Annotated in this window: 26 protein-coding genes; 11 read left to right on the top strand and 15 right to left on the bottom strand. The window is 70.0% G+C overall.

Annotation, left to right across the window (positions count from 1 at the left end):
- Positions 1-30: 30 nt before the first annotated feature.
- From dapD to ASG69_RS03410, 7 genes are all read left to right on the top strand, one after another.
- Complete coding sequence (dapD, locus tag ASG69_RS03440; RefSeq protein WP_082544618.1) at positions 31-981, top strand: 2,3,4,5-tetrahydropyridine-2,6-dicarboxylate N-succinyltransferase; 951 nt, start codon at positions 31-33, stop codon at positions 979-981.
- Positions 982-1,014: 33 nt separating this feature from the next.
- Positions 1,015-1,572 carry a GNAT family N-acetyltransferase gene (locus ASG69_RS03435; protein WP_051612925.1) on the top strand — a complete coding sequence of 186 codons (558 nt, stop codon included), beginning with the start codon at positions 1,015-1,017 and terminating at the stop codon, positions 1,570-1,572.
- Between the two features lie 73 nt (positions 1,573-1,645).
- Entirely contained in the window at positions 1,646-2,269 is a 624-nt protein-coding gene (locus tag ASG69_RS03430) for a TetR/AcrR family transcriptional regulator (RefSeq protein WP_056447444.1), read from the top strand.
- Positions 2,266-3,903: an acyl-CoA dehydrogenase family protein gene (locus ASG69_RS03425; protein WP_056447442.1), complete on the top strand. Its 1,638-nt coding sequence runs from the start codon at positions 2,266-2,268 to the stop codon at positions 3,901-3,903. Before ASG69_RS03430 ends, ASG69_RS03425 begins: the two co-directional genes overlap by 4 nt.
- On the top strand, positions 3,900-4,886 hold the full coding sequence (locus tag ASG69_RS03420) for a crotonase/enoyl-CoA hydratase family protein (RefSeq protein WP_235578829.1): 987 nt from the start codon (positions 3,900-3,902) through the stop codon (positions 4,884-4,886). Before ASG69_RS03425 ends, ASG69_RS03420 begins: the two co-directional genes overlap by 4 nt.
- 91 nt (positions 4,887-4,977) lie before the next feature.
- Positions 4,978-6,783 (top strand): ABC transporter ATP-binding protein, encoded by a 1,806-nt coding sequence (locus ASG69_RS03415; RefSeq protein ID WP_056447438.1) that lies wholly within the window; start codon positions 4,978-4,980, stop codon positions 6,781-6,783.
- Positions 6,776-8,587, top strand: coding sequence for an ABC transporter ATP-binding protein (locus ASG69_RS03410; protein ID WP_056447436.1), 1,812 nt, complete (start codon positions 6,776-6,778; stop codon positions 8,585-8,587). Before ASG69_RS03415 ends, ASG69_RS03410 begins: the two co-directional genes overlap by 8 nt.
- A 15-nt stretch (positions 8,588-8,602) precedes the next feature.
- Here ASG69_RS03410 and ASG69_RS03405 read toward each other — a convergent pair whose 3' ends face one another.
- Genes ASG69_RS03405 through ASG69_RS03365 form a run of 9 tightly spaced genes read right to left on the bottom strand, consistent with a single transcriptional unit; the run spans position 8,603 to position 17,928 of the window.
- Positions 8,603-9,787, bottom strand: a complete 1,185-nt coding sequence (locus ASG69_RS03405) for a lipase family alpha/beta hydrolase (RefSeq protein WP_056447435.1) — start codon at positions 9,785-9,787, stop codon at positions 8,603-8,605.
- A gap of 16 nt (positions 9,788-9,803) precedes the next feature.
- Complete coding sequence (locus tag ASG69_RS03400) at positions 9,804-10,820, bottom strand: NADP-dependent oxidoreductase (RefSeq protein WP_056447434.1); 1,017 nt, start codon at positions 10,818-10,820, stop codon at positions 9,804-9,806.
- 11 nt (positions 10,821-10,831) lie between these two features.
- Positions 10,832-12,229, bottom strand: coding sequence for an acyl-CoA synthetase (locus tag ASG69_RS03395; protein ID WP_056447432.1), 1,398 nt, complete (start codon positions 12,227-12,229; stop codon positions 10,832-10,834).
- 13 nt (positions 12,230-12,242) lie between these two features.
- On the bottom strand, positions 12,243-12,455 hold the full coding sequence (locus tag ASG69_RS03390) for a hypothetical protein (RefSeq protein ID WP_056447430.1): 213 nt from the start codon (positions 12,453-12,455) through the stop codon (positions 12,243-12,245).
- A 56-nt stretch (positions 12,456-12,511) separates the two neighbouring features.
- The gene (locus tag ASG69_RS03385) at positions 12,512-13,051 is read right to left on the bottom strand and encodes a DUF6584 family protein (RefSeq protein ID WP_056447428.1); all 540 of its coding nucleotides are present in this window, start codon (positions 13,049-13,051) and stop codon (positions 12,512-12,514) included.
- Between the two features lie 8 nt (positions 13,052-13,059).
- Positions 13,060-14,148: a succinyldiaminopimelate transaminase gene (dapC, locus tag ASG69_RS03380; protein ID WP_056447426.1), complete on the bottom strand. Its 1,089-nt coding sequence runs from the start codon at positions 14,146-14,148 to the stop codon at positions 13,060-13,062.
- Between the two features lie 53 nt (positions 14,149-14,201).
- Complete coding sequence (gene fdxA, locus ASG69_RS03375; RefSeq protein WP_027503879.1) at positions 14,202-14,525, bottom strand: ferredoxin; 324 nt, start codon at positions 14,523-14,525, stop codon at positions 14,202-14,204.
- Between the two features lie 11 nt (positions 14,526-14,536).
- Positions 14,537-15,364 carry a hypothetical protein gene (locus ASG69_RS03370; protein ID WP_056447425.1) on the bottom strand — a complete coding sequence of 276 codons (828 nt, stop codon included), beginning with the start codon at positions 15,362-15,364 and terminating at the stop codon, positions 14,537-14,539.
- Entirely contained in the window at positions 15,361-17,928 is a 2,568-nt protein-coding gene (locus tag ASG69_RS03365; protein WP_056447631.1) for a bifunctional FO biosynthesis protein CofGH, read from the bottom strand. Before ASG69_RS03365 ends, ASG69_RS03370 begins: the two co-directional genes overlap by 4 nt.
- A 60-nt stretch (positions 17,929-17,988) precedes the next feature.
- Between ASG69_RS03365 and ASG69_RS03360 the strand changes: the two genes are divergently transcribed.
- Genes ASG69_RS03360 through ASG69_RS03350 form a run of 3 tightly spaced genes read left to right on the top strand, consistent with a single transcriptional unit; the run spans position 17,989 to position 20,773 of the window.
- A complete protein-coding gene (locus ASG69_RS03360; RefSeq protein ID WP_056447423.1) occupies positions 17,989-18,507 on the top strand; it encodes a PH domain-containing protein in 519 nt (172 codons plus the stop codon).
- Positions 18,504-20,018, top strand: a complete 1,515-nt coding sequence (locus ASG69_RS03355; RefSeq protein ID WP_056447421.1) for a PH domain-containing protein — start codon at positions 18,504-18,506, stop codon at positions 20,016-20,018. The genes ASG69_RS03360 and ASG69_RS03355 overlap by 4 nt, the downstream gene beginning before the upstream one ends.
- Complete coding sequence (locus tag ASG69_RS03350; RefSeq protein ID WP_056447629.1) at positions 20,015-20,773, top strand: uracil-DNA glycosylase; 759 nt, start codon at positions 20,015-20,017, stop codon at positions 20,771-20,773. Before ASG69_RS03355 ends, ASG69_RS03350 begins: the two co-directional genes overlap by 4 nt.
- Here ASG69_RS03350 and ASG69_RS03345 read toward each other — a convergent pair.
- From ASG69_RS03345 to typA, 5 genes are all read right to left on the bottom strand, one after another.
- Positions 20,746-21,147, bottom strand: a complete 402-nt coding sequence (locus ASG69_RS03345; protein ID WP_027503883.1) for a hypothetical protein — start codon at positions 21,145-21,147, stop codon at positions 20,746-20,748. The genes ASG69_RS03350 and ASG69_RS03345 overlap by 28 nt on opposite strands.
- Before the next feature lie 28 nt (positions 21,148-21,175).
- On the bottom strand, positions 21,176-21,328 hold the full coding sequence (locus ASG69_RS22710; protein WP_162246780.1) for a glycoside hydrolase family 6 protein: 153 nt from the start codon (positions 21,326-21,328) through the stop codon (positions 21,176-21,178).
- Positions 21,329-21,457: 129 nt separating this feature from the next.
- Entirely contained in the window at positions 21,458-22,339 is an 882-nt protein-coding gene (mshB, locus tag ASG69_RS03340; protein WP_056447418.1) for an N-acetyl-1-D-myo-inositol-2-amino-2-deoxy-alpha-D-glucopyranoside deacetylase, read from the bottom strand.
- Positions 22,336-24,090: an ABC transporter family substrate-binding protein gene (locus ASG69_RS03335; RefSeq protein WP_056447417.1), complete on the bottom strand. Its 1,755-nt coding sequence runs from the start codon at positions 24,088-24,090 to the stop codon at positions 22,336-22,338. The genes mshB and ASG69_RS03335 overlap by 4 nt, the downstream gene beginning before the upstream one ends.
- Positions 24,091-24,092: 2 nt before the next feature.
- Positions 24,093-26,024: a translational GTPase TypA gene (gene typA, locus ASG69_RS03330; RefSeq protein ID WP_037183854.1), complete on the bottom strand. Its 1,932-nt coding sequence runs from the start codon at positions 26,022-26,024 to the stop codon at positions 24,093-24,095.
- Positions 26,025-26,202: 178 nt separating this feature from the next.
- Here typA and ASG69_RS22830 point away from each other — a divergent pair, with 178 nt between their 5' ends.
- Positions 26,203-26,373 (top strand): hypothetical protein, encoded by a 171-nt coding sequence (locus tag ASG69_RS22830; protein WP_200933710.1) that lies wholly within the window; start codon positions 26,203-26,205, stop codon positions 26,371-26,373.
- Here the strand turns inward: ASG69_RS22830 and ASG69_RS03320 are convergent, their stop codons facing one another.
- Positions 26,374-26,766, bottom strand: coding sequence for a (deoxy)nucleoside triphosphate pyrophosphohydrolase (locus ASG69_RS03320; protein WP_321163726.1), 393 nt, complete (start codon positions 26,764-26,766; stop codon positions 26,374-26,376).
- Positions 26,767-26,772: the final 6 nt, after the last annotated feature.

Genomic DNA, 26,772 nt, shown 5'->3' with positions numbered 1-26,772 from the left:
CCGTCCGGTCGTCCTCTAGGCTCGGTCCCCGTGACCACAGGAGCATCGGCAGTCGGCATCGCACACATCACCCCGTCGGGAACGGTGCTGGACACCTGGTTCCCCTCTCCCGAGCTCGCCGAGGTGGCCGAGACCGGCACCGCACGGCTCGACGCGGCGGACGTTCCCCCGGAACTGGCCGCGCTGGTCGGACACGACGACGCCCGCGACCTCGACATCGTCGCGGTGCGCACCACCATTTCCTCCCTCGACGACGCCCCGGTCGACGCGCACGACGTCTACCTGCGCCTGCACCTGCTCTCGCATCGCCTCGTCCGGCCGCACGGCCTCAACCTGGACGGCCAGTTCGGCCTGCTGTCCAACGTGGTGTGGACCAACCACGGCCCGGCGGCCGTCGACGGCTTCGAGGCGACGCGCGCCCGTCTCCGTGCACGGGGCGCCGTCACCGTCTTCAGTGTCGACAAGTTCCCGCGACTCGTCGACTACGTGCTCCCCACCGGTGTCCGCATCGGCGACGCCGGTCGCGTGCGCCTCGGCGCCCACCTCGCGTCCGGCACGACGGTCATGCACGAGGGTTTCGTGAACTTCAATGCCGGCACGCTCGGCTCGTCCATGGTCGAGGGCCGCATCTCCGCCGGCGTCGTCGTCGACGACGGCTCCGACGTGGGCGGCGGCGCCTCGATCATGGGCACTCTGTCCGGCGGCGGCAAGGCCGTCATCTCGGTGGGACAGCGTTGCCTGCTCGGCGCCAACGCGGGCCTCGGCATCTCCCTCGGCGACGACTGCGTCGTCGAGGCGGGCCTCTACATCACCGCGGGCACCAAGGTCACCGGCCCGGACGGCACCGTCGTCAAGGCGGCCGATCTCAGTGGGCAGTCGAACATGCTCTTCCGTCGTAACTCCGTTTCCGGTGCCGTCGAGGTCGTGCCGTGGAAGGGTACGGGCGTCGAGCTCAACTCGATCCTGCACGCCAACGACTGAGCGATTCGGCGGCAGGCTGCGTCCGGGGGGACCGTGAGCCAGGAAGCGATACAGCAGGAACCGCGACTCGAGTCGGTGATCACCGACGATCTGGGTGACGCGGACGCCCACACGTGCGAGGGGCTGGTGCGCGGCGCCTTCGGCGAGCGCTTCACCCCGCACGACTGGCAGCACGCCCTGGGCGGTACCCACGTGATCCTCCGCGACGGCGACCGCATCATCGGCCATGCCGCCGTGGTGCCGCGCCTTCTCCACCACGGCGGCGACGAGTTCGACGGCGGCTTCGTCGAGGCCGTCGCCCTGGACCCGGAGTTCCGGGGCACCGGGCTGGGTGCGCGGCTCATGGCCGCGATCGAGGAGCAGATCGAGTCGGACGACGTGGTCGGCGTGCTCAATTCCCTTCCCGACGCCGTCGGGTTCTACGAGCGGCGCGGTTGGGTGCTGTGGCGCGGACTGCTCGGCGGCATCGGCAACACGGAGGAGCCGACACCGCCCGACGAGGACGACGCCGTCATGGTGTTCCGTCCCGAGTCCCGTCTCGATCCGGACGGCACGCTGCTGGTCAACAATCGCGTCGGGTCGCGCTGGTAGTCCTGCCCTCCCGAACATGTGAATCACCATTCCGTCCTTGACACCAGTGCGGAACGGGCGTTCACTTCTTGCCATGGTGTACCGACGGACCGCTGCGGTCCAGGAGCGGCTCGATGCCGCCCGATCTCGAATCGTCACCGCTGCACTGTCTCTCGTGGCCGAGCGGGGGTACGCCGCATGTTCGATGGCCGACGTGGCCGCCCGCGCCGGCATCGGTGTGGGCACCGTCTACCGCTACTTCCCCGGCAAGGGCGAACTGTTCGCCGAGGTCTTCCGCGACGCCTGCAGCCGCGAGGTGGCCGCCGCGACAGCGGCGGGTGTGCGCGCCGCCGCGACCGGCACCCACACCGACAGCCTGCTCGCCTCGGTCCGCACCTTCTGCGATCGCGCCTGTCGCGCACCGACTCTCGCGTACGCGCTGCTGGCCGAGCCCATCGACGCCCTCGTCGACACCGAGCGTCTCGCCTTCCGGCAGTCGTTCGCGGACGCGTTCGCCGCCGCCATCCGTGCCGCCGCCCTGGCCGGTGAACTCCCGGACCAGGACGCGCCCCTGACGGCGGCGTGCATCGTCGGCGCCATCGGCGAGGCACTGGTCGTCCCACTCGCCCGCGGCGAGGCCGACGCTCGCGTTCTCGCCGCACTCGAGACCTTCACACTCCGCGCCCTCGGCGCCCCGACCGACAGGAGAGCGTCATGACCCCCACGCACACCGTCACCAATCAGGTTCCGCCACTCATCGGCTACGACGTCGCCGACCACCCGGTCGTCCTGGAGGCCCTGCACCGCGAGGGCGCCGACGACGCGCTCGACGAGCTGCACCGGCTCGGTCGGCTGGCCGGGAGCGAGCAGGCGCAGCGCTGGGGCGATCTCGCCGAGGAGCACCCGCCCGTCCTGCACACGCACGACCGCTACGGGAACCGCATCGACGAGGTGGTCTACGATCCGGCGTACCACGAGTTGATGCGCACGGCAGTCGAATTCGGCATGCACGGGGCGCCGTGGCGCGACCCGTCACCGAACGCGCATCTGATCCGTGCCGCGAAGTTCAGCGTGTGGGGCGCGGTGGACGCGGGGCACGGGTGCCCGATCTCCATGACGTACGCCGTCGTTCCCGCACTCCGAGCGAACGCGGAACTGTCCGCGCTGTACGAACCGCTGCTCACCTCGTCGACGTACGACCCCTCGTACCGTACTCCCGCGACCAAGACGGGTCTGATCGCGGGCATGTCCATGACCGAGAAGCAAGGGGGTTCCGACGTCCGGGCGAACCGCACGACGGCCGTGCCGCAGCCGGACGGCTCGTACCGGATCACCGGCCACAAGTGGTTCACGTCGGCGCCGATGTCGGACGTCCTGCTGGTCCTCGCGCAGGCGCCCGGCGGCCTGTCGTGCTTCTTCCTGCCCCGCGTCCTCCCGGACGGCACTCGCAACGCCATGGCGATCCAGCGCCTGAAGGACAAGCTGGGCAACCATTCCAACGCCTCGAGCGAGGTGGAGTACGACGACGCGACCGCCTGGCTCGTCGGCGACGAGGGTCGCGGCGTGCGGACCATCATCGAGATGGTCAACATGACGAGGCTCGACTGCACCCTGGGGTCGGCCACGGGAATGCGGGCGGGCACCGCTGCGGCCGTGCATCATGCGGTGCACCGGCAGGCGTTCGGGAAGAACCTCGTCGACCAGCCACTCATGCGCAACGTCCTGGCCGATCTCGCGATCGAGTCCGAGGCGTCGACGACCGTCGCCCTGTGGCTCGCCGCGCTCACCGATCAGGCAGCTGCGGGCGACGAGCGTGCCGCCGCACTGCGGCGCATCAGCCTCTCCGTCAGCAAGTACCTGGTGTGCAAGCGCGGCCCGGCGCATGCGGCGGAGGCCCTCGAATGCCTGGGCGGCAACGGGTATGCGGAGGAGTCGAGGATGCCGCGGCTCTACCGGGAGGCTCCACTGCTGTCGGTGTGGGAGGGTTCGGGCAACGTCGCGGCGCTCGACACCCTGCGCGCCGTGGCACGACAGCCGGAGACGCTCGCCGTGTTCTTCGACGAGCTCGACGGCTGCCGCGGAGCCGATGCGGCGCTCGACGCCGCGGTGCGGTCGCTGAAGGACTCCTTCACCGACATCGCCACCCTCGAACAGCGGGCACGCCGCGTCGTCGGCGAGATGGCACTGGCACTGCAGGGCTCGCTGCTCGTGCGGCACGGCCACCCCGCGGTCGCCGACGCGTTCACGACGAGCCGACTCGGCGGCGACTGGGGCAGCGTGTACGGCACCCTGCCGACCGGGGTGGACACGGCCGCCATCATCGAGCGATCGACGCCGAAGGTTCCGGCGTGACCGACGCACCCGCCCCGTGGCGGGAGGGGTGGGACGAGGGAGCCGACTCCCCCTTCACCGGCCGGACTCCACAGCAGGACTCCCCGACGTTCCGGACGCTCACCTACGAGGTCGACGGGCGGGTCGCCCGGATCACCTTCGATCGACCGGAGCACGGCAACGCCATCACCGCGGACACCCCCGTCGAACTGGCGGCGGCCGTCGAGCGGGCGGATCTCGATCCGCGAGTACACGTCATGCTGCTGTCCGGTCGCGGCAAGGGGTTCTGCGGCGGCTACGACCTGTCGATCTACGCCGAGAATCTCGATCGGGGCGACAGCGGGGCCGTGGACACGACGGGGACGGTTCTCGACCCCGTCGTCCAGGCCCGCAACCACGATCCGTCGGGCCAGTGGGACCCGATGATCGACTACGCGATGATGAGCCGATTCAACCGCGGATTCGCCAGCCTGCTGCACGCGAACAAGCCGGTGGTGGCCAAGCTGCACGGTTTCGCCGTGGCCGGCGGTACCGACATCGCGCTGTACGCCGACCAGATCATCTGTGCGGACGACACGCGGATCGGCTACCCGCCGACCCGCGTCTGGGGCGTTCCCGCCGCCGGGATGTGGGCACACCGCCTCGGCGACCAGCGCGCCAAACGACTGCTGCTGACCGGTGACTGTCTCACCGGGGCGCAGGCGGCGGAGTGGGGTCTCGCCGTCGAATCGGTGCCCGCGGATCAGCTCGACGCCCGCACCGAGGAACTGGTCGCACGGATCGCGCGCATGCCGATCAACCAGCTGATGATGGTCAAGCTGGCGCTCAACAGCGCGTTGATCAGCTCCGGCGTGCACACCTCCACGATGATCAGCACGGTCTTCGACGGCGTCGCCCGGCACACCCGGGAGGGCTTCGCGTTCCAGACCCGCGCTGCCACCGTCGGATTCCGGCAGGCCGTCCAGGAACGCGACGAACCGTTCGGTGACGCGAAGCGGAGGTGACGTGAGAACGGGGGGAACAGGCCCCGCGATAAATCGGTTGGCTCCGAGTACGGCTCGATGAGACAGTCGAGCGGTACGTGAGGAGTCGTGTGTGTCCACCGGAGTGCTCGATCGCGGAACGAGACGTGCGGTCGAGGCGTCCTCCGCGACGGTGACCTCGTCGCTCCGCCGCTTCGCCCCGTTCCTGGCGCCGTATCGCTGGTACTTCGTCGGGTCCATCGTGGTCTCGCTGATCGCCACGCTCACCGGCCTGGTGATCCCGCTCGTCATCCAGAGCATCATCGACGGCCCGATCACCCGCGGCGACGTCGCCGGCGTGTGGTGGCCTGCGGCACTGGTGCTGCTGCTGGGAACGATCGATGCCGCCGGCATCTGGATCCGTCGCTACCTGGTGTCGGGGCCGTCGAGTCAGTTCGAGATCACGGCCCGCGCGCACGTGTTCGCGAAGCTGCAGCACGTGTCGGTGGCCGCGCACGACAGCTGGGAATCGGGCCAACTGCTCTCCCGCGCCATCTCCGACCTCTCCGCGCTGCGCCGCTTCGTCGCCTTCATCGGACCGTTCATCATCATCAACGCGGTGACCCTCGTCGTGGGTCTCGGTGTCCTGCTCTCCCGCGCATGGCAGTTCGGCGTCATCATGCTCGTCGTGGCGATTCCGCTGGTGTGGGCGTGCGTCCGGTTCGAGGAGCTCTATCGCGTCGTCGCACGCGACGCCCAGGACCAGGCCGGCGACGTCACCACCACCGTCGAGGAGTCCATCCACGGCATCCGGGTACTCAAGGCGTTCGGCCGCAGCGCCCACCTGGGACGCCGCTTCCTCGCGCAGGCCGCGACGCTCCGCACGACCGAGCTCACCAAGGTCCGATACCTGGCGATCCTGTGGACCGTCATCGTCGGACTGCCACCGGTGGCCGTCGGCGGCATGCTCGCCTACGGGACATACGCCATCGTGACGGGGACCCTGACGGCCGGAACTCTGGTGGCGACCATGGCCGTCGTCGCTTTCCTGCTGTGGCCCATCGAGTCCTTCGGTTTCCTGCTCGCCGAGCTGAACAACGCGCGGACGGCGGCGGATCGGTACTGGGAGATCATGGACACCCCGGACACCATCGTGGATCCGGTCTCCCCCGTTCCCCTGCCCGACCCGGTGCGGGGGCACATCCGCGTCGACCACGTCTCCTTCGCATTCCCGGACGCATCCGACCACCTCCTGCACGACGTCACGTTCGAGGTGCGTCCGGGCGAGACGGTGGCTCTCGTCGGCAACACCGGAACGGGGAAGTCCGTCCTGACGACGCTGATTCCTCGGCTCTTCGACGTCGACGGTGGCGCGATCACTCTCGACGGTGTCGACGTCCGGTCGATGCGGCTGGCGGATCTGCGCTCGGTGGTCTCGGTCGCCTTCGAGGAGCCGGTGCTGTTCTCGGCCAGTGTGCGCGAGAACGTCGCGCTGGGCCGCCCCGACGCGACGGACGAGGACGTCGCGGAGGCACTCGAGATCGCGCACGCGACGGATTTCGTCGAGAAGCTGCCGTGGGGCCTCGACACCCGGATCGGCGAGCAGGGACTGAGCCTGTCCGGCGGTCAACGCCAGCGTCTGGCGCTGGCGCGGGCGGTGCTCGGCCGGCCCCGCGTGCTCGTGCTGGACGATCCGCTCTCCGCACTCGACGTGGACACCGAGGCGACGGTTCAGCGCAGGCTGCGCACCGTGCTCGCGCACTCCACGACCGTGCTGGTGGCACACCGCCCCTCGACCGCCGCGCTCGCGGATCGCGTCGTGCACCTCGGCCACGGCACGGTGATGGAGACCGGGACGCACGAGCACCTGCTCGCCACCTCGGCGGCGTACCGCGACGTGATGGGCTCGATGTCGGGAGCGGAGCGAGATCATGGCTGACACCGACTGGCGCGGCGTCGGCGGTGAGGACACCGACGTGGACCGGGCAGGCAACCTCGTCCTGGCCGGTCGTTCACGTCGACTGCTCCTCTCGCTGCTGCGCCCGCACCGCCGCCGCACGGTCCTCGCGATGGCGATCATCTTCCTGGACAACCTGGCGTTCGTCGCCGGACCGCTGTTCATCGCCCACGCTCTCGACACGGGCGTCGCCGCTGCCGTCGACGGACGCTGGGCGCCGCTGGTGTGGACCGTGGCGGGATACGTCGTGGTCGGGTTCCTCGGCGCCGCCACGACGTACGCGTTCCTCATGGTCTCGGGCCGCCTGAGCCAGGACATCCTGTTCGATCTGCGCGAGCGGGTGTTCCGCCACGCGCAGGCACTGTCGCTGTCCTTCCACGAGAAGTACACGTCCGGCAAGGTGATCTCGCGACTGACCAGCGACGTCGAATCACTGCAGACGCTTCTCGAGAGCGCGCTCAACGATGCGTTGACCGCGATCCTGTCGATGGTCTCGATCGCGATCATCCTGTTCTGGCTCGACGTTCCGCTGGCCCTCGTCGTGCTCGCGGGATTCGTTCCGCTGCTACTGATCACACGCTGGTCGCAGCGCCGCCAGCGCCGCGCCTACCGACGCACCCGGGTGTCCATCGCGCGCGTCGTGGTGCACTTCGTCGAGTCGATGGTCGGCATCCGCGCCGTCCAGGTGTTCCGCCGCGAGCGCCGCAACGACGCGATCCTGCTCGCGGAGGACACCGAGTACCGGGACGCCACCACCACCGCGCTGCGCGGAATGGCGAGCTACACCGGCATCGTGCGCTGGATCGGCAACGCCACCCTCGCCGTCATCGTGGTCGTGGGCAGCATGCGGGTCATCGGCGGTGCCCTCGACATCGGCGTGCTCGCCGCCTACGTGCTGTACCTCCGCCGCTTCTACGGGCCGCTCGACGAACTCGCGCAGGTGTTCAACGCGTACCAGTCGGCCGCGGCGGCGCTCGAGAAGATCTCGGGCGTGCTCGAGGAGGAACCGACGGTGGCGCCTCCCACCACCCCGGTGCCGATCGGAATCGCGGCCGGCGACGTGGAGTTCGACCGGGTCTCGTTCGGCTACGCCGCGGACGCGCTGGTGCTGCAGCCCTTCTCGCTGCACGTGCCGGCCGGACAGGTGGTCGCCATGGTCGGCGCCACCGGTGCCGGCAAGTCGACGGTGGCCAAGCTCCTCGCGCGGTTCTACGACCCCACGGACGGCCGGATCCGTCTCGACGGCATCGATCTCCGCGACCTGGCCGACGACGACCTGCGTCGCAACGTCGTCATGGTGACGCAGGAATCGTTCCTGTTCTCCGGATCGATCGCGGACAACATCCGCCTCGGCCGACCGTCCGCGACCGACGACGAGGTGCGGGCGGCCGCCGACGCCGTGGGCCTCACCCCGTTCCTGGCCGCACTGCCGCGAGGCATCGACACCGACGTGCGCAAGCGCGGTGGACGTCTGTCCTCCGGACAGCGACAGCTGGTGGCCTTCGCGCGGGTGTTCCTCGCCGCACCGTCGGTGATCGTGCTCGACGAGGCCACGTCCAGCCTCGACATCCCCGGCGAGCGCCTGGTCCAGCGCGCCCTCGAGACGATCCTGCACGGCCGGACCGCACTGATCATCGCGCACCGCCTGTCGACGGTCGCGATCGCGGACCGCGTTCTCGTCATGGCCGACGGACGGATCGTCGAGGACGGCACCCCGGAGGCCCTCGTCGCCGGCGACGGCAGGTTCGCGCACCTGAACACGGCGTGGCAGGAGAGCCTGGTCTGACGCGGGACGGTGGTCTCAGGCCACCGTCTCGTCCGGCTCGGTGACGTCGTCGATCTCTGCCGGTGTCGCGTCCGCCATGAGTTCGGTGAGGACGTCGAGCACCCGCGGATCCGACAGCAGCGCGAGGTGCCCGGTGCCGACGAGCGTGTGCAACTCCGTCATCGGCCCCCGTGCGCTGCGCAGCGTCACCAGTCCGTCTCCCACGGCGTCGGCCCACCAGGCCGTGTCGTCGGCGGCCAGGGTGGCGGCGACCGCGACGTGCCGGATCCCGGGGGCGAGCGCCACGTCCGTGGCCAGTCTCAGGTCGTCCACGCCGCGGCTGCGGACGTCGAGCAGGTCCGCCCACACCGCCGTCTGCCGCACCTTCCGCAGAGCACGGGAGAGGTGGTACACGCCCGTCGCGAGCGGTGCGCCCTCGTGCGGGGTGCCCAGGTAGCAGGCCGTGCGCACCAGCGGCAGCCAGGTCGCCCTGCTCGCCTCGACCGCACAGGCACGCCGCACCACGAGCCCGCCCATCGAGTGCCCGACGAGGTCGATCCGCTCGACGGGGACGGGCCAGACCGCGATCAGCTCGTCGAGGAGGCCGGCCAGTGCCGCCCCGTTGTCCTCGATCCCGGCGCCCGTGTTGTACCGCAGACAGACCGCGCTGATGCCGTGCGCGGCCAGCGCCTCGCCGTAGCTGCCCCGCCCGTCGTGGCGGTAGTACCAGGCCTGCTCGGTCTCCCCCAGCCCGTGCACGAGCACGGCGACGTGACCCGTGGCCTTCGGATACGCGGTGGTCAGCATCGCGGTGTCGTTCCCGACGATGCGGCGCTCGTGATGCGGCCCGAGTTCCACCGTCAGGTCGTTGCCCTCGGCGGCGAGCCGGTCGCCCAGCAGACCGTTGACGGCGCCGACCACGACCGATCCGGCCGCGGTGGACGTGACCGCGTGGGACACGCGGTCCTCGGGCAACAGCCGGGACACCGCGGTGACAGCCTCGGCGGCCGCCACACCGCCCCCGCGCACGGCCTCGTAGACCAGGTCGGCGATGCCCTCGTTCAGGATGCGCACGGGTGCCGCGGAACGGCCCAGCACCCCGAACACCACGTCGTTGATCGCGCGGTGGGTCCCCTGGACAGGGCGGCTGAGGATGTCGATGGCCGTGGCCACGACGTCGGCAGCGCCCGCTACTTCGTTCCGATCGCGATTCGAGTGCACACGTGTACTCTAACCGTCACGCCACCTTGACGACGAGCTTGCCGAAGTTCTTGCCCTCGAGCAGCCCGAAGAACGCCTCGGGAGCGTGTCCGAGACCCTCGACCACGTCCTCCCGGTAGCGGAACGACCCGTTGTCGATCCACTCGGCGACCTCGCGCAGGAAGTCCTTGTAGAGCTCCGGGACGAACTCGCTCTGGATGAAGCCGCGGATTGTCAGGCTCTTCGTCAGCACGCGCGTGAAGAAGCCGGGCAGCCGATCCGGGCCCTCCGGTGCCTGCGTGTCGTTGTACTGCGCGATCAGACCGCACACCGGCACACGTGCGTAGAGGTTGAGCCGCGGGAGCACCGCCTTCGCGACGGCGCCGCCCACGTTCTCGAAGTAGACGTCGATGCCGTCCGGAGTCGCGGCCTTCAACTGATCCTCGAAGTCCGGGGCGCGGTGATCGACGGCGGCGTCGAAGCCGAGCTCGTCGATCAGGTACGCACACTTCTCGGGACCGCCGGCGATGCCGACGGCGCGCGCACCCTTGATCTTCGCGAACTGGCCGACGGCCGAGCCGACGGGCCCACTGGCCGCTGCGACCACGACGGTCTCCCCCGGCTTCGGCTGCCCGATCTTCGTCATGCCGGAGTACGCGGTGAAGCCCGGCATCCCCAGCACGCCCAGCGCGGTGGACACGGGCGCCTTCTCCGGATCCAGCACTCGCACGGTCGACGCGTCGACCACCGCGTGCGACTGCCACCCGGTGTAGCCGAGCACCACGGCGCCGACCGACACGGCGTCACTGCGGGACTCGATCACCTCGGAGACCGTGGCGCCCACCATCGTGTCGCCCACCTCGACGGGCTCCGCGTACGACTCGGCGTCGCTCATCCGGCCGCGCATGTACGGGTCCAGCGACAGGTACAGGGTCTTCAGCGAGACCTGACCGTCACCGACCTCGGGGAGATCGACCGTCTCGGTCCGGAAGTTCTCGGCAGTGGGTGCGCCGGTGGGACGAGAGGCCAGGACGATGCGAGTGGAGGAGGTCATGCCTCCCGACGCTACTCCAACAGGTTCTTGCGGACCTTGCCCATCCCGTTCCGCGGCAACGAGTCCACCACGCGTACCTCACGCGGGCGCTTGTGCACCGAGAGCTGTTGTGCCACAGAGTCTACGACTGCTCTCGGCTCCACCTCGTCACCCACGACGAACGCCACGATGCGTTGGCCGAGATCGTCGTCGGGCAGTCCCACGACCGCCACCTCACGCACTCCGGGAACACCGAGGATCGCCGTCTCCACCTCGCCCGCGCCGACGCGGTACCCACCGGTCTTGATCAGGTCCGTCGACTCCCGGCCGACGATCCGATGGAAGCCCGCCGGGTCGATCGCCGCGACGTCTCCCGTCCGGAACCACCCGTCGTCCGTCCAGCAGGCCGCGGTGGCCTCCGGCTTGTTCAGGTAACCGTCGAAGAACCGGCCGCGCACCTCCAACGAACCGATGGACTCCCCGTCGCGTGGGACCTCCGACCCGTCCTCACCGCGCAGCCGAGTCTCGATGCCGCGCACCGGAACTCCGACCCAACCGGGTCGTCGCTCACCGTCGGCGCGCGTACTCAGCGTGATGAGGGTCTCGCTCATGCCGTAGCGCTCGATCGGCTCGAGACCCGTGAGAGCGGCGATCTTCTCGAACACCGGCACCGGCAGCGGGGCACTGCCCGAGATCAACAACCGAGCGTGCGACAGCGCCGCGGCGGACTCCGGGTCGGCCGCCACTCGCGACCACACGGTGGGAACCCCGAAGTACATCGTTCCCCGCGCCGCGGCGTACCGCTCCGCGGAGGGCTTGACGGTGTGGATCACTCGACTGCCGAGTCGCAGCGGACCCAGGACTCCCAGCACGAGCCCGTGCACGTGATAGAGCGGGAGTCCGTGCACCAGAGTGTCGTTCGCCGTCCACCCCCACGCCTCGGCGAGCGCGTCGATGCCGGCGGCGAGCGCACCGCGGCTGAGGATCACGCCCTTCGGAGGGCCCGTGGTTCCCGAGGTGTAGAGCACGAGACCGGTCGCGTCGTCCGACGGCTCCGCGTAGCTGTGCCAGGACCGTGCGTGCATGCGGACCGGGACGACGGGCAGACCGCCGTCGTGCTCGGGCGCGACACCCAGCCACCCACGGGCACCGGAGTCCGCGAGGATGTGGTCGAGTTCGGTCGGCCCCGAGTCCGGGGGCACGGGCACCACGGCCACTCCGGCGATGAGCGCACCGACCACGGCGACGACGGTGCGGGCGGTCGGTTCGGCGAGGACGGCCACCCGGTCGACGCCCATGATGCGCTCGGCCACCGACGTGGCGGCCCCGAGCAGATCGCTTCGAGAGAGGACGACGTCACCGACGGTGACCGCGTCGTCGGCGTCGCCGCCGTGGGTGATCGCGTACGAGTTCAGAGACCGGAGCAGCACACCGAGCAGTCTCTCACGACGCCCGCAGCTGCTCCGTGACCTCGATGCACGTGCAGCCCCCGGCGACCGCGGAACAGTCGACGACGAGGGTGTGCCGGACGGCGTGCAGCAGAACACAGGCGTCGTCGGTGCACTCGACCGCACCGTGCAGGTGGACGACGAGCGTGCCGTGACAGTGGTCGAGAGCGCCGAGACACTCGACGCATCCGGTCAGCGAATCCTTCATGACTCCATCTGTACCACCGGCCCCCGACACGTCCTCGGCCTCGCGGCGGCGCGTCGTCAGAAGAAGACGGTGAGAACGGTCGCGATGGACGCGGTGCCGATCATGGCGACCACGAGGACGGCGGCGACCATCTTCACACCGGACCGGGACGCGGCGGGAGCGTCCGACCACTCGTCGAACGCCTCGACGTCGACGCCCTCCTGCGCGAAGTAGTGCACTTCGCCGGGCGGCTCCCACTCCTCGCCGCTGGCACGCACCCGCGACTCGAGCACGGCCAGCCGCTCGCGCACGCGGGGCGGATAGGCCCGCGACGGCGCGTTGATGGGCAGCCGACGCGCGAGCACCAGCGGCGTCGGGCACGCGGCGACGAACGAGTCGAGCGCGTGCCGCACCAGCGGGTCGGCGTCGTCTCGATCGGTGAGGAACCAGGCCGCACCGGCACCGGCCGGGTCGTCCATCGCCAGGCACGCGTAGCCGAGGAGGTCGAGCGCGGGTTGCGAGGCGGCGTCCTGATCCAGCAGCGCTGTCAGGCGCTTGCGCGCACTCCATGGCTCCCCGCGGGCCAGATCCTCCTGCGCACGGTCGAGCGCTCCCACGGCCGGGCTCAGACCGTGAGACGGGCGACGGCAGCGGCGATGCGCTCGTCGGTCGCCGTCAGCGCGATGCGGACGTGGGTGCCGCCGTCGGGACCGTAGAACTCCCCCGGAGCGACGAGGATGCCGCGTTCGGCGAACCAGCGCACGGTGTCCCGGCACGGTTCACCGCGCGTGGCCCACAGGTACAGGCCGGCCCCGGAGTGATCGATCGTGAATCCGGCCGCCACCACGGCGGCGGCGAGCGCGGTCCGACGATCGCGGTAGCGCTCGCGTTGCACGTTCTCGTGCTCGTCGTCGCTCAGCGCCGCGGTCATGGCCGCCTGCACCGGAAGGGGAACCATCATGCCCGCGTGCTTGCGGACCGCGAGCAGTTCCGCGACCAGGGCGGGATCGCCGGCCACGAAGCCGGCGCGGTAGCTCGCGAGGTTCGACGTCTTGGACAGCGAGTGCACGGCCAGCAGGCCTGTGTTGTCCCCGCCGCACACCTCGTCGTCGAGGATCGAGACGGCGCGTCCCTCCCAGGTGAGTCCGAGGTAGCACTCGTCCGACACGACGATCGTGCCGCGTTCGCGGGCCCACTCGACCACCTTGCGCAGGTGGGCGACACCGAGCACCCGGCCACTGGGATTGGACGGCGAGTTGACGAACATCAGGGACGCGCGTTCGGGACCGAGACGCGACACCCCGTCCGCGCGCAGCGTGCGGCATCCCGCGAGCAGCGCCCCGACCTCGTAGGTGGGGTACGCCAGTTCCGGGATGACGACGAGATCGTCCGGGCCGAGCGCGAGCAGGGTCGGCAACCAGGCGATGACTTCCTTGGTTCCGATCACCGGCAGGATCGAGCGTTCGTCCAACCCACCGATGCCGTAGCGGCGTGCGAGCGCACTGACGGCGGCCGCCCGCAGCTCGGGTGTGCCCACTGTCGTGGGGTACCCCGGCTGCGCGGAGGCCGCCGCGAGAGCGTCACGGACGACGTCGGCGACCGGGTCCACCGGCGTACCGACGGACAGGTTCACGATGCCGTGCGGATGCGACCGCGCCAGCGCGGTGACGTCGGCCAGCGTGTCCCACGGGAACTCGGGCAACAGGCTCGCCACGGATCGACGAACAGCGGGCGACCGACGCGAGACGACGGGTGCGTCCGTCACGCTCAGTTCTCACCCATGGGGGGCAGAGCCTTGATGAACGGCGGGTCGTAGTCGGTCTTGCCGACCTTGGCCGCGCCACCGGGTGAGCCCAGTTCGTCGAAGAAGTCGACGTTGGCGCTGACGTAGGCGGACCACTGCTCGGGGACGTCGTCCTCGTAGAAGATCGCCTCGACGGGGCACACCGGCTCGCAGGCACCGCAGTCCACGCACTCGTCGGGCTGGATGTAGAGCATGCGTCCACCCTCGTAGATGCAGTCGACAGGGCATTCCTCGATGCATGCCTTGTCGAGGACATCGACGCACGGTTCAGCAATCGTGTACGGCACTGAGGTTCTCCTTAGCCTTTCCGAACTCTGAGCGTGTCGCGGCCCCGCGGGGACGCGTTCAACGCGGACGTGCTGTTCTGCTCGACCCACCGGCGCCCCAGCTTCGCAGCTCGGGACAGTGCGCCGCGTTCGCCGAAGTACCCGGCGACCGCACCGACCACGGGCAGGTTACCGAGCCATCTGTAAACGGTACGGCTGCGGGGCCGCTTGTCCAATTCGTCGGTGACGGCCTTGAGGATCTTGGTGACCGACCACAAGGTCGACAGCAACGCGAACGGGGACCGGGACAAGCGACCGGACGGCTCGGTGACACGGCTGTCGTCCGTGACGCCGTCGACGTCGGGTTCGGGCGCGTGGATGCTGGCACCCTTCGGCAGCTCGCGGTTGCACAGCACCGATGCCAGCAGGCGGACCTGCTCGTCCTGCTCGGTGATGCCGTACTCGCGGGCGACGGCCACCAGGACGATGGCCTGGTTCGCGAACCCGAGGACGTCGCCGAGCGGGAGTCGGCGAGCGAGCACACCGAAGATGCCGGGGAACGCCACCGCCACGGTGCCGATCCCGCCGACGCGGCCGACCCACCACGAGACGCGCTGGTCGACGGTCATCGACTCCCACGCCTTGGTTCCCGGTGTGTCGGCGGCGTCGAACACCGACGCGACGGCGTTCAGCGCCGCGTCGACCTTCGTGCCGCTCGCGTCCGCCTGCTCGCGGAACGTGCGCTTCTTGAGGCCGAGCGGGTCACGGTCCGCGAGCAGTTCGAGGACCGGCACGATCACGCGCACCGCGGCCTTGAGAACTCCGGCGACGCGCTCGTCGCCCAATCGATCAGCGCTCATGCTGCTTCCGTCCGGTCTGCGTAGGCGGTGGTGCGCTCGACTGCGCGTCGTCCGATTCCCTCGGCGATCGCGTGTAGTTCCTCGACGGTCTTCTCCGATCCGTGCTGCGATCCCGCCATCCGCGAGATCGTCTCCTCCATCAGCGTGCCACCCAGGTCGTTGGCGCCGCCGTTCAGCATCACCCGAGTTCCCGTCACGCCGAGTTTCACCCAGCTCGTCTGGATGTTGTCGATGCGGCCGTGCAGCATGATCCGCGCCAGTGCGTGGACGGCCCGGTTGTCGCGCTGCGTCGGTCCGGGTCGTGACGCCCCCGCCAGGTACAGCGGCGAACTCTGGTGCACGAACGGCAGCGGCACGAACTCGGTGAAACCCCCGGTGCGGTCCTGGATCCGCTTGAGCACGTTCAGGTGTCCCACCCAGTGCGAGGGGTTGTCGACGTGGCCGTACATCATCGTCGAGCTCGACCGCAGTCCCACCTCGTGCGCCGTGGTGACGACGTCGATCCACGTCTGGGCGGGCAGCTTGCCCTTGGTGAGCACCCAGCGGACCTCGTCGTCGAGGATCTCCGCCGCCGTCCCGGGGATGGTGTCCAGCCCGGCCTCCCGCAGTTCGGTCAGCCAGTCGCGCACCGACTGGCCACCGCGCGAGGCCCCGTTGACGATCTCCATGGGCGAGAAGGCGTGCACGTGCATCGACGGCACCCGCGCCTTCACCGCGCGCACCAGGTCGGCGTATCCGGTCACGGGCAGCTCCGGATCGATGCCGCCCTGCATGCAGACCTCGGTGGCGCCGAGGACGTGCGCCTCCCAGGCCCGGTCGGCGACCTCGCTGGTCGACAGCGAGAACGCGTCGGCGTCGCCCTTGCGTTGGGCGAAGGCGCAGAAGCGGCACCCGGTGTAGCAGATGTTGGTGAAGTTGATGTTCCGGTTCACGACGTACGTGACGTCGTCGCCGACGACGTCGCGGCGCAGCTGATCGGCGAAGGCGGTCACCGCGTCGAGCGCCGCACCCTCGGCGGTGGCCAGCGCCAGGTACTCCTCGTCGGTGCAGTTGCCGGGATCCTTCTCCGCGGCGCGGAGGGCGGCGACCACGTCGCGGTCGACGCTGTCCAGGGTCGCGAGGTGCGCCACCTGCTCGCGGATGGACTCCCAGTCGCCGAACGCGCTGCCCATGTCGCTGCGCGTCTCGGTGTTGCGACCCTCGGTGTCGATGCCGGTGTGGAGGTCGACGCGGCCGGTGGACTCCCACACCTCGTCGGGTTCCTGCCACGGCAGACCGGACGGGATCGTCTCGGGCACCGCCAGCCCGGTCGCGTCGTCGGCGAGCGCACGCACGTGCGCCGAGATCCGCGGATCGATCCACGGTGAGCCCGCCAGGACGTACCGCGGCTGCACCGCCGTGCGTTCGGTCAGCGTGAAGCCGGCGTCCGCGGACAGCTGCGCGAGAGTGTCGAGGTTCGGCCACGGCCGCTCGGGATTGACGTGATCGGGGGTGAGCGGCGAGACACCGCCCCAGTCGTCGACGCCCGCGGCGAGCAACGCCGCGCACTCCTGCGCGGACACCAGATTCGGCGGCGCCTGGATGCGCATGGCCGGGCCGAGAAGGATGCGGGACACGGCGATGGTGGCGAGGAACTCCTCCAGGCCGGCATCGGGTGCGGACCGCATCGCGGTGTCGTCCTTGGCCAGGAAGTTCTGCACGATCACTTCCTGCACGTGACCGAATGCCTTGTGCGACTTCCGGATCGCCATGATCGACTCGGCGCGGTCACGGATCGTCTCGCCGATGCCCACGAGGATGCCGGTGGTGAACGGAACGGTGAGACGACCGGCGTCGGTGAGCACGCGCAGACGCACCTCGGGGTCCTTGTCGGGGCTGCCGTAGTGGGCCTGCCCCTTCTCCTCGAACAGTCGACGCGAGGTGGTCTCGAGCATCATGCCCATCGACGGTGCGACCGGCTTGAGGCGCGACATCTCCTCCCAGCTCATCACTCCGGGATTGAGGTGCGGGAGCAGACCCGTCTCCTCGAGCACGCGGATCGACATCGCCCGCAGGTAGTCCAGCGTCGAGTCGTAGCCGCGCGCGTCCAACCACTCCTGCGCCTCGGGCCAGCGGGCCTCGGGGCGGTCGCCGAGCGTGAACAACGCTTCCTTGCATCCCAGTTCGGCACCGCGCCGCGCGATGTCGAGCACCTCGTCGGCCTCGAGGAACATCCCGTGCCCCTCGGCGCGCAGCTTGCCGGGGACCGTCACGAACGTGCAGTAGTGGCACGTGTCCCGGCACAGCCGGGTGAGGGGAATGAACACCTTGCGCGAGTAGGTCACCGTGCCGGGGCGGTTCTCGGCGAGCAGTCCCGCGTCCCGCACCCGCGCCGCGGACGCGCACAGATCGGTCAGGTCGTCGCCGCGGGCGTGCAGCAGCGTGGTCGCCTCGTCGACACTGATCACCACACCGTCGCGGGCACGGCGCAGCGCACGCCGCAGCGCCGATGCGGTCGGTGCCGGGCTGTCGGGAGGCGTCACTCGGGTGTCGGCGCGCGCGGGAGTACTCGGATCGGGCAACATCGTCACCGTTCGATCATGCGCCCTCCGGCCGGAGGCGTGCCACAGCAGGGGTGATGCGACGTGTCCGACAACAGTCCCGGTGTGGTCCTCACCGATCCCGCGCATCGCCCCGATCCGCGGGCGAAGATTCTGTGGGCCGTGGCAGCCGCCCTGCTGTGGCTCCCGGTGGTCGTCGCCGTGATCGTGTGGGCCGTGGTGCTCGCGGTGAACGTCGAGCGCCCGTCCTGGACGCCCGTGGTGGCCGCTGCCGTCGCCGTGGTGGTCCTCGCGGGAGCGCACGTGACCATCGCGCCGCAGTGGCGCTATCGGGTGCACCGCTGGGAACTGAGCGACACCGCCGTCCACACGCGCACCGGCTGGGTGACTCAGGAACGGCGCATCGCTCCCCTGTCCCGAGTGCAGACCGTCGACACCGAGCGCGGGCCGCTCGACCGGGCACTCGGACTGGCCACCGTGACGGTGACGACCGCGTCCTCCGCGGGAGCTCTGGAGATCGCGGGGCTCGACCTCGCGACCGCCGATCGCACCGTCGCCGCCATCACCGCGGCGGCCGCACGCTCACGAAGCGACGCCACGTGACGCAGGACGCCGGCCTGCGCGTCGACGAGTTGCCGTGGCTGCGACTCGACAAGCGCATGCTCCTGATCCACCCGGTCACCGAGCTGGTCCGCCTGCTGCCGGTGCTCCTGGTGTCCCTCGTCCTCGGATCGCAGAGCGGCACGCACGTCTGGGGCCTGATCGTCGTGGTCCTCCTCGTGGGCGCGGCGATCCTGCGCTGGTTCACCACCGGGTACCGCATCGGCTCGGACGACGTCCAGCTGCGCCGCGGGCTCTTCCAGAAGAAGGTGCTCTCCATTCCGCGTGGTCGCATCCGCAGTGTGGACGTGCGAGCCGGGCCGCTGCACCGACTGCTGGGACTGTCGATCCTCACCGTGGGCACCGGTCAGCAGAAGTCGGACAAGGCCGACTCGTTCGAGCTGAACGCCCTCGCCTCGAACCTGGTCCCCGCCCTGCGTGAGGAGTTGCTGGCGGGCACCGGCCGGACGGTGGGAGTGGATCCGGTCGCAGTGACCGAACCCGCCGTGACGCCCGAACGTGAGATCGCCCACTTCCGCACCGGCTGGGTTCGATTCGCCCCCTTCACGGCCACGGGCATCGTCGTCGTCGGTGCGGGATTCGGGCTCGTGTTCCAGTCCGGGTTCGCCGGTGACATCGCCTCTTCGCCGGCCCTCGACGACACCTATCAGGCCGTTCTGCGCCTCGGCATCGTGGTCGCGGTGGTCGTCGCCGCGGCCCTGCTGCTCGTCGTGTCGAGCATCGTCTCCGTGGTGCGCTACCTGGTCGTCTACGGCAACCTCTCCGTGACCGACGACGGCACCAGGCTCCGCGTCGGCCACGGACTGCTGTCGACGCGGCACACGACGCTGGACCGCGACCGCCTCCGCGGCGCGACGCTGCGTCGACCGCTGGTCCTGCGGTGGGCGCGCGGAGCACGCCTGGATGCCGTCATGACCGGGGTGTCCGCTTCGGAGAAGGAGTCGTCGCTGCTCCTGCCACCCGCTCCCCTGCCGGCCGCCCGCCACACGATGGACGACGTGCTGGCGGGTCTGCCGGAGAGCGCGCCGGCCACGGTGACACTGCAGAAGCACGGACCGGCGGCTTTGCGGCGCAGGCTCACCCGCGCCGTCGGGCCGGTCCTGCTGGTCGCTGTCGCACTCCTCGTGGTCCGGTCGACCGGCCGGGACGTCCCGATCGCCGCGTGGATCGGCGTCGCGCTCCTCGTAGTGGCCGCCGTCGCCCTGGCGCTCGATCGGTACGCCGCCCTGGGCCACCGTGCCCACCCGGGAGTTCTGATCACCGAGCACGGCAGCCTCGACCGGCGACGCGTCGTCCTCGACACCGACGGCGTGGTCGCCTGGGGTGTCCGGCAGACCTTCTTCCAGCGACGGGCCGGTGTCGCGACCATCGTCGCCGCCACCGCGGCCGGCACGGGCCGCTACACGGTCCTCGACGTACCCGCCGACCACGCGTGGTCGATCGTCGAGAGCGCTCAGCCCGGTGCCGGCGACGTGTGGGTCGAGCGCCCGTGACACCCGCCTCCGGTACACCCCGGAGCATCCCCGAACTCGATGTGGCGGTGTCGGAGTGCCGCGCGTGTCCGCGCCTGGTGGAGTGGCGTGAGCTGGTGGCGCGCGAGAAGCGTGCCGCGTTCCGTGACGAGACCTACTGGGGCCGACCGGTTCCGGGTTTCGGCCCCGTGGACGCTCGGCTGCTGATCGTCGGCCTGGCGCCGGCGGCTCACGGCGCGAATCGCACCGGGCGGATGTTCACGGGCGACCGCAGCGGCGACGTTCTCTACGCGGCCATGCACGCCGTCGGCCTCGCCACGCAGCCCACGGCGACCCACATCGCCGACGGCCTCGAGTTGATCGGCACGCGCATCACGTCGCCGGTGCACTGCGCTCCCCCGGCCAACAAGCCGACACCGGAGGAGCGCGACCGGTGCCGTCACTGGTTGGAGACGGAACTGCACATCCTGGCGCCGACCGTTCGGGCCGTGATGGTCCTGGGCGGGTTCGGCTGGCAGGCACTGCTTCCGGTCCTCGACGGCGCGGGGTGGACGATCCCCCGACCGCGCCCGAAGTTCGGCCACGGTGCGCACGTCGTGCTGACGTCACCCGAGAAGGAGTTGCCGGACCTGCATCTGTTCGGGTGCTTCCACGTCAGCCAGCAGAACACCTTCACCGGACGGCTCACGCCGGCCATGGTGGAGCAGGTGCTCGCCGCGGCGGCCGACGCCGCCGGAATCGACAGGAGTCAGCCGCGTCCGAGTTCGGCGAACTGACCCATGCGCAACGCGAACAGTTGCACCACAGCGGGAAGCAACCCGCCTGCCACGAGGACCAGGGTGCGCCAGTCGGCCACGACGAGCACGTCTCCACCCGGTCCCCCCAGCATGGCCAGCACCAGACCCACGAAGAATCCCGCGACCGGGAGAGCGGCGCGGGAGACGTTGTGCGTCACCGAGAACGCGACCCGCACGAGGATCACGTTGACGATGCCGGCGAGGACACCACTGACGGGGAACGGAGTGCTTCCGAGATACAGCGGGAGGAACAGCACTGCGGTCACGGCGCACAGGAACCCGTCGAGCACCAGTGCGCCGACGATCGACGCCTTGATGCCGGACACCACGCCCTCCCCGGCGTGGCCCGTCATCGCGCCGATCCTGTCGGCGCCGTGAACGTCAGCGAGGAGGGAACCCGATCGACGTGAGGTAGTTGCTCACGAACGTCGCGAAGCCGCCCACGGAGTTCAGGTAGATCTCGCGCTGCAGATCGGCTGTGGGTCGCAGGGAATCCACGAACGCCACGATGGCGTACTGAAGATCGAAATTCATGGGAAGAGCTCCTTCGAGTCGAACTCACCGGGTACGTCCGACCCCGTCCGGTGATGCCGCTCACAGCATAACCCGGCACCGAGCCCGGTTCGGACCCGCACACCGTCCCCGGGCAGACACTGGGGGCCGTCACACGATCCCCGCGAACAGGTCGGTCTCGCGCCCCGACGAGTCGACCGGTCCGAGATCGCCGCGGACGAGGATGTACTGCTCGTCCTCGAGGACTGGCTGCGCGATGTCGTTCGACAGGGCGTAGACCCGACCGGACTCCGCGACGGTGACCTGAGTTCGGTGCGCGCGCAACGCGAGTCGTTTGAGATCGAGCACCGGGCGGACGTCGACGGACGTGGTGATCGTGTCGTCGGGCACGCTCGGCAGCTCGCCCTCGACAGGCATGCGCCACTGCTGGGGGACGTCGCCCAGGTCGCTCAGGCCTGCGGTCAACTGATGCAGACCGGTGACCGTCCAGTACATCTTGTCCACCGACCAGGCCGGCCCCGTCTCGGCGAACCGGGCAGGGTCCTCCGCCGCCTCGACGGCCAGTCCAGCCAGCCGGTGCACCTGCATGTGGTCCGGGTGGCCGTAGCCGCCCTCGGGGTCGTAGGCAACGAGGACCTGCGGGCGAACGTCACGGATGACCTCGACCATCGCGCCGATGGCCTCGTCCGGGTCGGCGTTGACGAAGGCACGCGGGTGGCGTGCCGCGGGGGTTCCGGCCATGCCCGAGTCGCGCCAGTGCCCGGCACCGCCGAGAAACCGCGGCGGCCGGCATCCGAGCGCCTCGAGCGCCACGGTCAGCTCGTGGATGCGGTACCCGCCCAACTGATCCGCGCGATCCGCGACCAGTCCGGCCCACGTCTCCCCGATCACCTCACCCTCCTCGCCGAGCGAGCAGGTCAGGACCGTCACGTCCACGCCCGCCCGGACGGCGCGGGCGATGGTGCCGCCGGTGGTGATGGTCTCGTCGTCGGGGTGCGCATGGACGACCAGCATCCGGGGCCGCTCCGTCACGGCGTCACCCGCATCCAGTCGTCCGCGTCGCCGAAGACACCGAGTTCGACGGGCCCCGCGAGCGTCGCGCCGCTCACGCCGGGACCCACGGCGACGACGGAACTGTCCTGCGCGATGGGGAGCACGGTGTGCAGGTTCCACAGCTGCGGCTGCGCCGCGATGACGGCCTCGGTCGGGTTCACGTCGCCTCTCAGGCTCTGGTCCATCACCGGCTCGAGCGACGGATCGCAGACTCCGGACAGGTTGCTCGCCGCCACCGGGTCGGCGTCGGAATCGGGTGCCGTCGTCGTCGACGTCGCGAGATCGGTTGCTGCACATCCGTAGCGCGACGACCAGGCGGTGGCCACATCGGTACCCACGTGGCTCCACCCGACGACGGCGTCGACCGTGCCCTCGAGCAGCGCGGTGCCGTACAACTCCTCCGGATCGGTGGGAGCGACGCTGGCGTCGACGCCCGCGTCGCGGAGTTGATCGGCGGCCGTGTTGGCCACCGCGACCGCGACCGCGTCGTTCTCGGGAGCGCCGATCACGACGGTCAGCGCGCGCGTGCTACCCGGCACCGGCGTCGTCGTCGCGGTGGGTTGGCCCGAGGTGGGAGCCAGGGCCGGCGGCAGCGGCACCGGCACGAATCCCGCGTCGGCGAGCAGCTGCAGTGCCTCGTCCCGCGGGAGAGTCTGCGGAGCCGTGGGGACGTAGCCGGGCTGGGACGGCGAGAGAACCTGCGCGCGAACGGTGTTCGCGGCCGTGCCGGTGCCCGACGCGACGGTGGACAGCAGGTCCACGTCCAGCAGACCCATGACGCCGCGGCGCACGTCGGCGTCCGTGAGCTCCGGCACCCGGCCGTTCAACGTCAGTTCGAGGGTCCGCGAACGGAACCGGGTGTCCGTACGGACGTTGGGGATGGCGCCCAGTTGCGCCAGTGTCGCCGAACCGCCACGCACCTCGGCGATCTGCGCGTCGCCGGAGCGCATCGAGTCGGCGAGCTGGGCGTCGCTGCCCCCGCGTCGGAGGAGGATCTGATCGGGCGTGGAGGGTGACCCCCAGTAGCGGTCGTTGCGCTCGAGCAGGATCTCGTCGCGGCCACGATCGATCGACTCGATGCGGAAGTGTCCGCCGGAGACGGACACGTTGTCGCGCAGTCCGCGCTCGAACCCGCCCAGCGAGTCCTTGAGCAGATGGGAGGGCAGCAGATTCTCGAAAAGCTCGCGCCACGCGGGGTACGGCGTCGCCATCGTGACGGTGACGGTCTTGCCGCCGTCCGAGGACGCGATGTCGTCGATCGCTTCGTAGCCTGCGGGATCCACCACGCCGGGCGCGTCGATCATCTGTTGCCACAGGTAGCGGAAGTCCTCGGCCGCGATGGGCGCACCGTCCGACCACTGCGACTCGTTGCGCAGCCGGTAGGTGATGGTGAACGGGGCCTGCGACGTCACCTCGGCCGAGAGCACCAGCGACGCGTCGGGCAGCCACTCGACTCCTGTCCCCACCGACGCGGGGCGGAAGGGGCTGGGGAACACCAGTGTGGACACCGCGGTGTTCGCGGGCGACTGGTCGGCCAACAGGTGCGGGTTGAATCCCGTACCGACGTCGTCGATGGCCACCACGACCGGATTACCCGTGGCCGCCGGCGCTGCGGGAGGCGTCGTCGTGGCCGTCTCGGTGCTCTGGATCGGCGGCGGTGGATCGGCCGTGCACGCGGACAGCGCGAGCAGGGCAGCGGCCAGCGCCGCACCCACCCGCGCCACCGACATGATTACAGAGCAGCCTTGTCACGCGACTTGCTGCGCGAACGCTCGCGCGCACGCTCGTTGGAGTCGAGGTGCACCTTGCGCACGCGGACGACCTCCGGCGTGACCTCGACGCACTCGTCGCCGGCACAGAACTCCATCGCCATCTCGAGGTCGAGCTTCTTCGGCTTGGCGAGGGTCTCCATCACGTCGGCGGAGGACTGACGCATGTTGGTCAGCTTCTTCTCGCGGGTGACGTTGATGTCGAGGTCCTCCTGGCGGGGGTTGATGCCCACGACCATGCCCTCGTAGGTGTCCGCACCGGGCTCGACGAAGAACGTGCCGCGGTCGGCCAGCTGGATCATGGCGAACGGGGTGACGCTGCCCTGACGGTCCGAGACGAGCGAGCCGGTGTGGCGCGCGCGGATCTCGCCGGCCCACGGTGCGTAACCGTGGAAGACGGCGTTGGCGATGCCGGTGCCGCGCGTGTCGGTGAGGAAGTCCGTGCGGAAGCCGATGAGACCGCGCGAGGGGACGATGAACTCCATACGAACCCAGCCTGCGCCGTGGTTCGTCATCTGGACCATCTTTCCCTTACGGGCGGCGAGCAGCTGCGTGACGCCGCCGAGGTACTCCTCGGGAGTGTCGATGGTGAGCTCCTCGAAGGGCTCGTGCAGCTTGCCGTCGACCTGGCGGGTGACCACCTGCGGCTTGCCGACGGTGAGCTCGAAGCCTTCGCGGCGCATCTGCTCGACCAGGATGGCGAGCGCGAGCTCGCCACGACCCTGGACCTCCCACGCATCGGGGCGACCGATGTCGAGGACCTTGAGCGAGACGTTGCCGATGAGCTCCTGGTCCAGACGCGACTTGACCATGCGGGCGGTCAGCTTGTGGCCGCTCACGCGTCCCACCAGGGGGCTCGTGTTGGTACCGATGGTCACCGAGATGGCCGGCTGATCGACGGTGATGCGCGGCAGGGCGACCGGGTTCTCGAGGTCGGCCAGCGTGTCACCGATCATGATGTCCGGGAAGCCGGCGACGGCGACGATGTCACCGGCGACACCCTTCTGACCGGGAACGCGCTCGACACCGATGGTGGTGAGCAACTCGGTGATCTTGGCCTTCTGGACGACGGGCTCGCCGTCGACCTCGCGCATCCAGCTCACGGTCTGACCCTTGTTGAGCTCACCGTTGTGGATGCGGACCAGGGCGAGACGGCCCAGGAAGGCGGAGGCGTCGAGGTTGGTGACGTGAGCCTGCAGCGGCGCCTCGACGTTGCCCTTCGGTGCCGGGATGTAGCTGAGCAGGATCTCGAACAGCTCGTCGAGGTTCTCCGCGTCGGGAGCGTGTCCGTTCTCCGGCTGCTTCGTCGACGCCTTGCCCTCACGGCCGGAGGCGTACAGGACGGGGAGGTCGAGGGCCAGCTCGGCAGCTTCGGAGGCTTCGTCGTCGAGGTCCGACGCCAGGTCGAGGAGCAGGTCGTGGCTCTCGGAGACGACCTCCTCGATGCGCGCGTCGGGACGGTCGGTCTTGTTGACCACGAGAATGACGGGCAGCGACGCGGCGAGCGCCTTGCGGAGCACGAAGCGCGTCTGCGGCAGCGGGCCCTCGGAGGCGTCGACGAGCAGCACGACACCGTCGACCATGGACAGGCCGCGCTCGACCTCGCCACCGAAGTCGGCGTGGCCGGGGGTGTCGATCACGTTGATGACGGTGGTGCTGCCGTCGGCGTTGCGCTTGTGCACGGCCGTGTTCTTGGCCAGGATCGTGATGCCCTTCTCCTTCTCCAGGTCACCCGAGTCCATCACGCGGTCGATGGCCTCGGCGCGTTCCTCGAAGGCACCGGACTGGCGCAGCATCGCGTCGACGAGCGTGGTCTTGCCGTGGTCGACGTGCGCGACGATGGCGACGTTGCGGAAGGTGGTGGGTACGGTCTGACTGGCGGTGGGGCTGGTCACGCGTGAAATCTCCTGGGTCGAATGCGGGGTGAAGAGCGAGCGGCTTCCTCTCCCAGAGAGCGCGCTGCGTCGCCGACGAGAAGCGCGACCGGATCAGTTTACTCGGTCGGCTCGGGTGACGGCGGTCACGCAGGCCGGGACGGTCGGCACGGGCTCCACCTCAGGGTACCCTCACCCGATGTCCTCGGCATCGAAGGTCGCTCGCGGCAAGGCCAAGAAGAAGTGCTGCCGCAGCAAGACTCGCTGTCTGACGTGTCCGGTGGTGATCATGCGGATGAGGGAACTGGAACAAGCAGGTGTCACGGGCAAGGACCTGAAGAAGGGTCTGAAGAAAGCCCGCGCGGCCTGACTACAGCAGCGCCGCGAGATCCGGCAGCCACGCGGCGTCCGCCGGCACCAGATCGACTCCGTGCAGATCCGCCGCGTCGACCCAGCGGAGGGCTTCGTGCTCGAGTGCCGTCGCCGTCCCGGAGAACCGTGTGACCGCGTAGGCGCGCAGTGTCAGCGTCGCCGAGAGTGCGACGTCGACACCGACGGGCTCGCCGACGGTCACCTCGATACCCAGTTCCTCGCGCAGTTCCCGGACCAGTGCGTCCTCGGGGGTCTCGCCGGGGTCGACCTTGCCGCCGGGCAGTTCCCACAGTCCCGCCAGTTCCGGCGGGGAGGCGCGACGCGCGAGCAGCAGGCGCCCGTTCTCCACGAGGGCGCCCGCGACCACCAGCGCGGGCTCGGGAACTGGCACCATCGC

The sequence above is a fragment of the Rhodococcus sp. Leaf225 genome (assembly GCF_001426145.1).
Lineage (GTDB): Bacteria > Actinomycetota > Actinomycetes > Mycobacteriales > Mycobacteriaceae > Rhodococcoides.
Note: the sequence above shows the minus strand (reverse complement) of the source record. Positions and strands in the feature narration are given on the sequence as shown.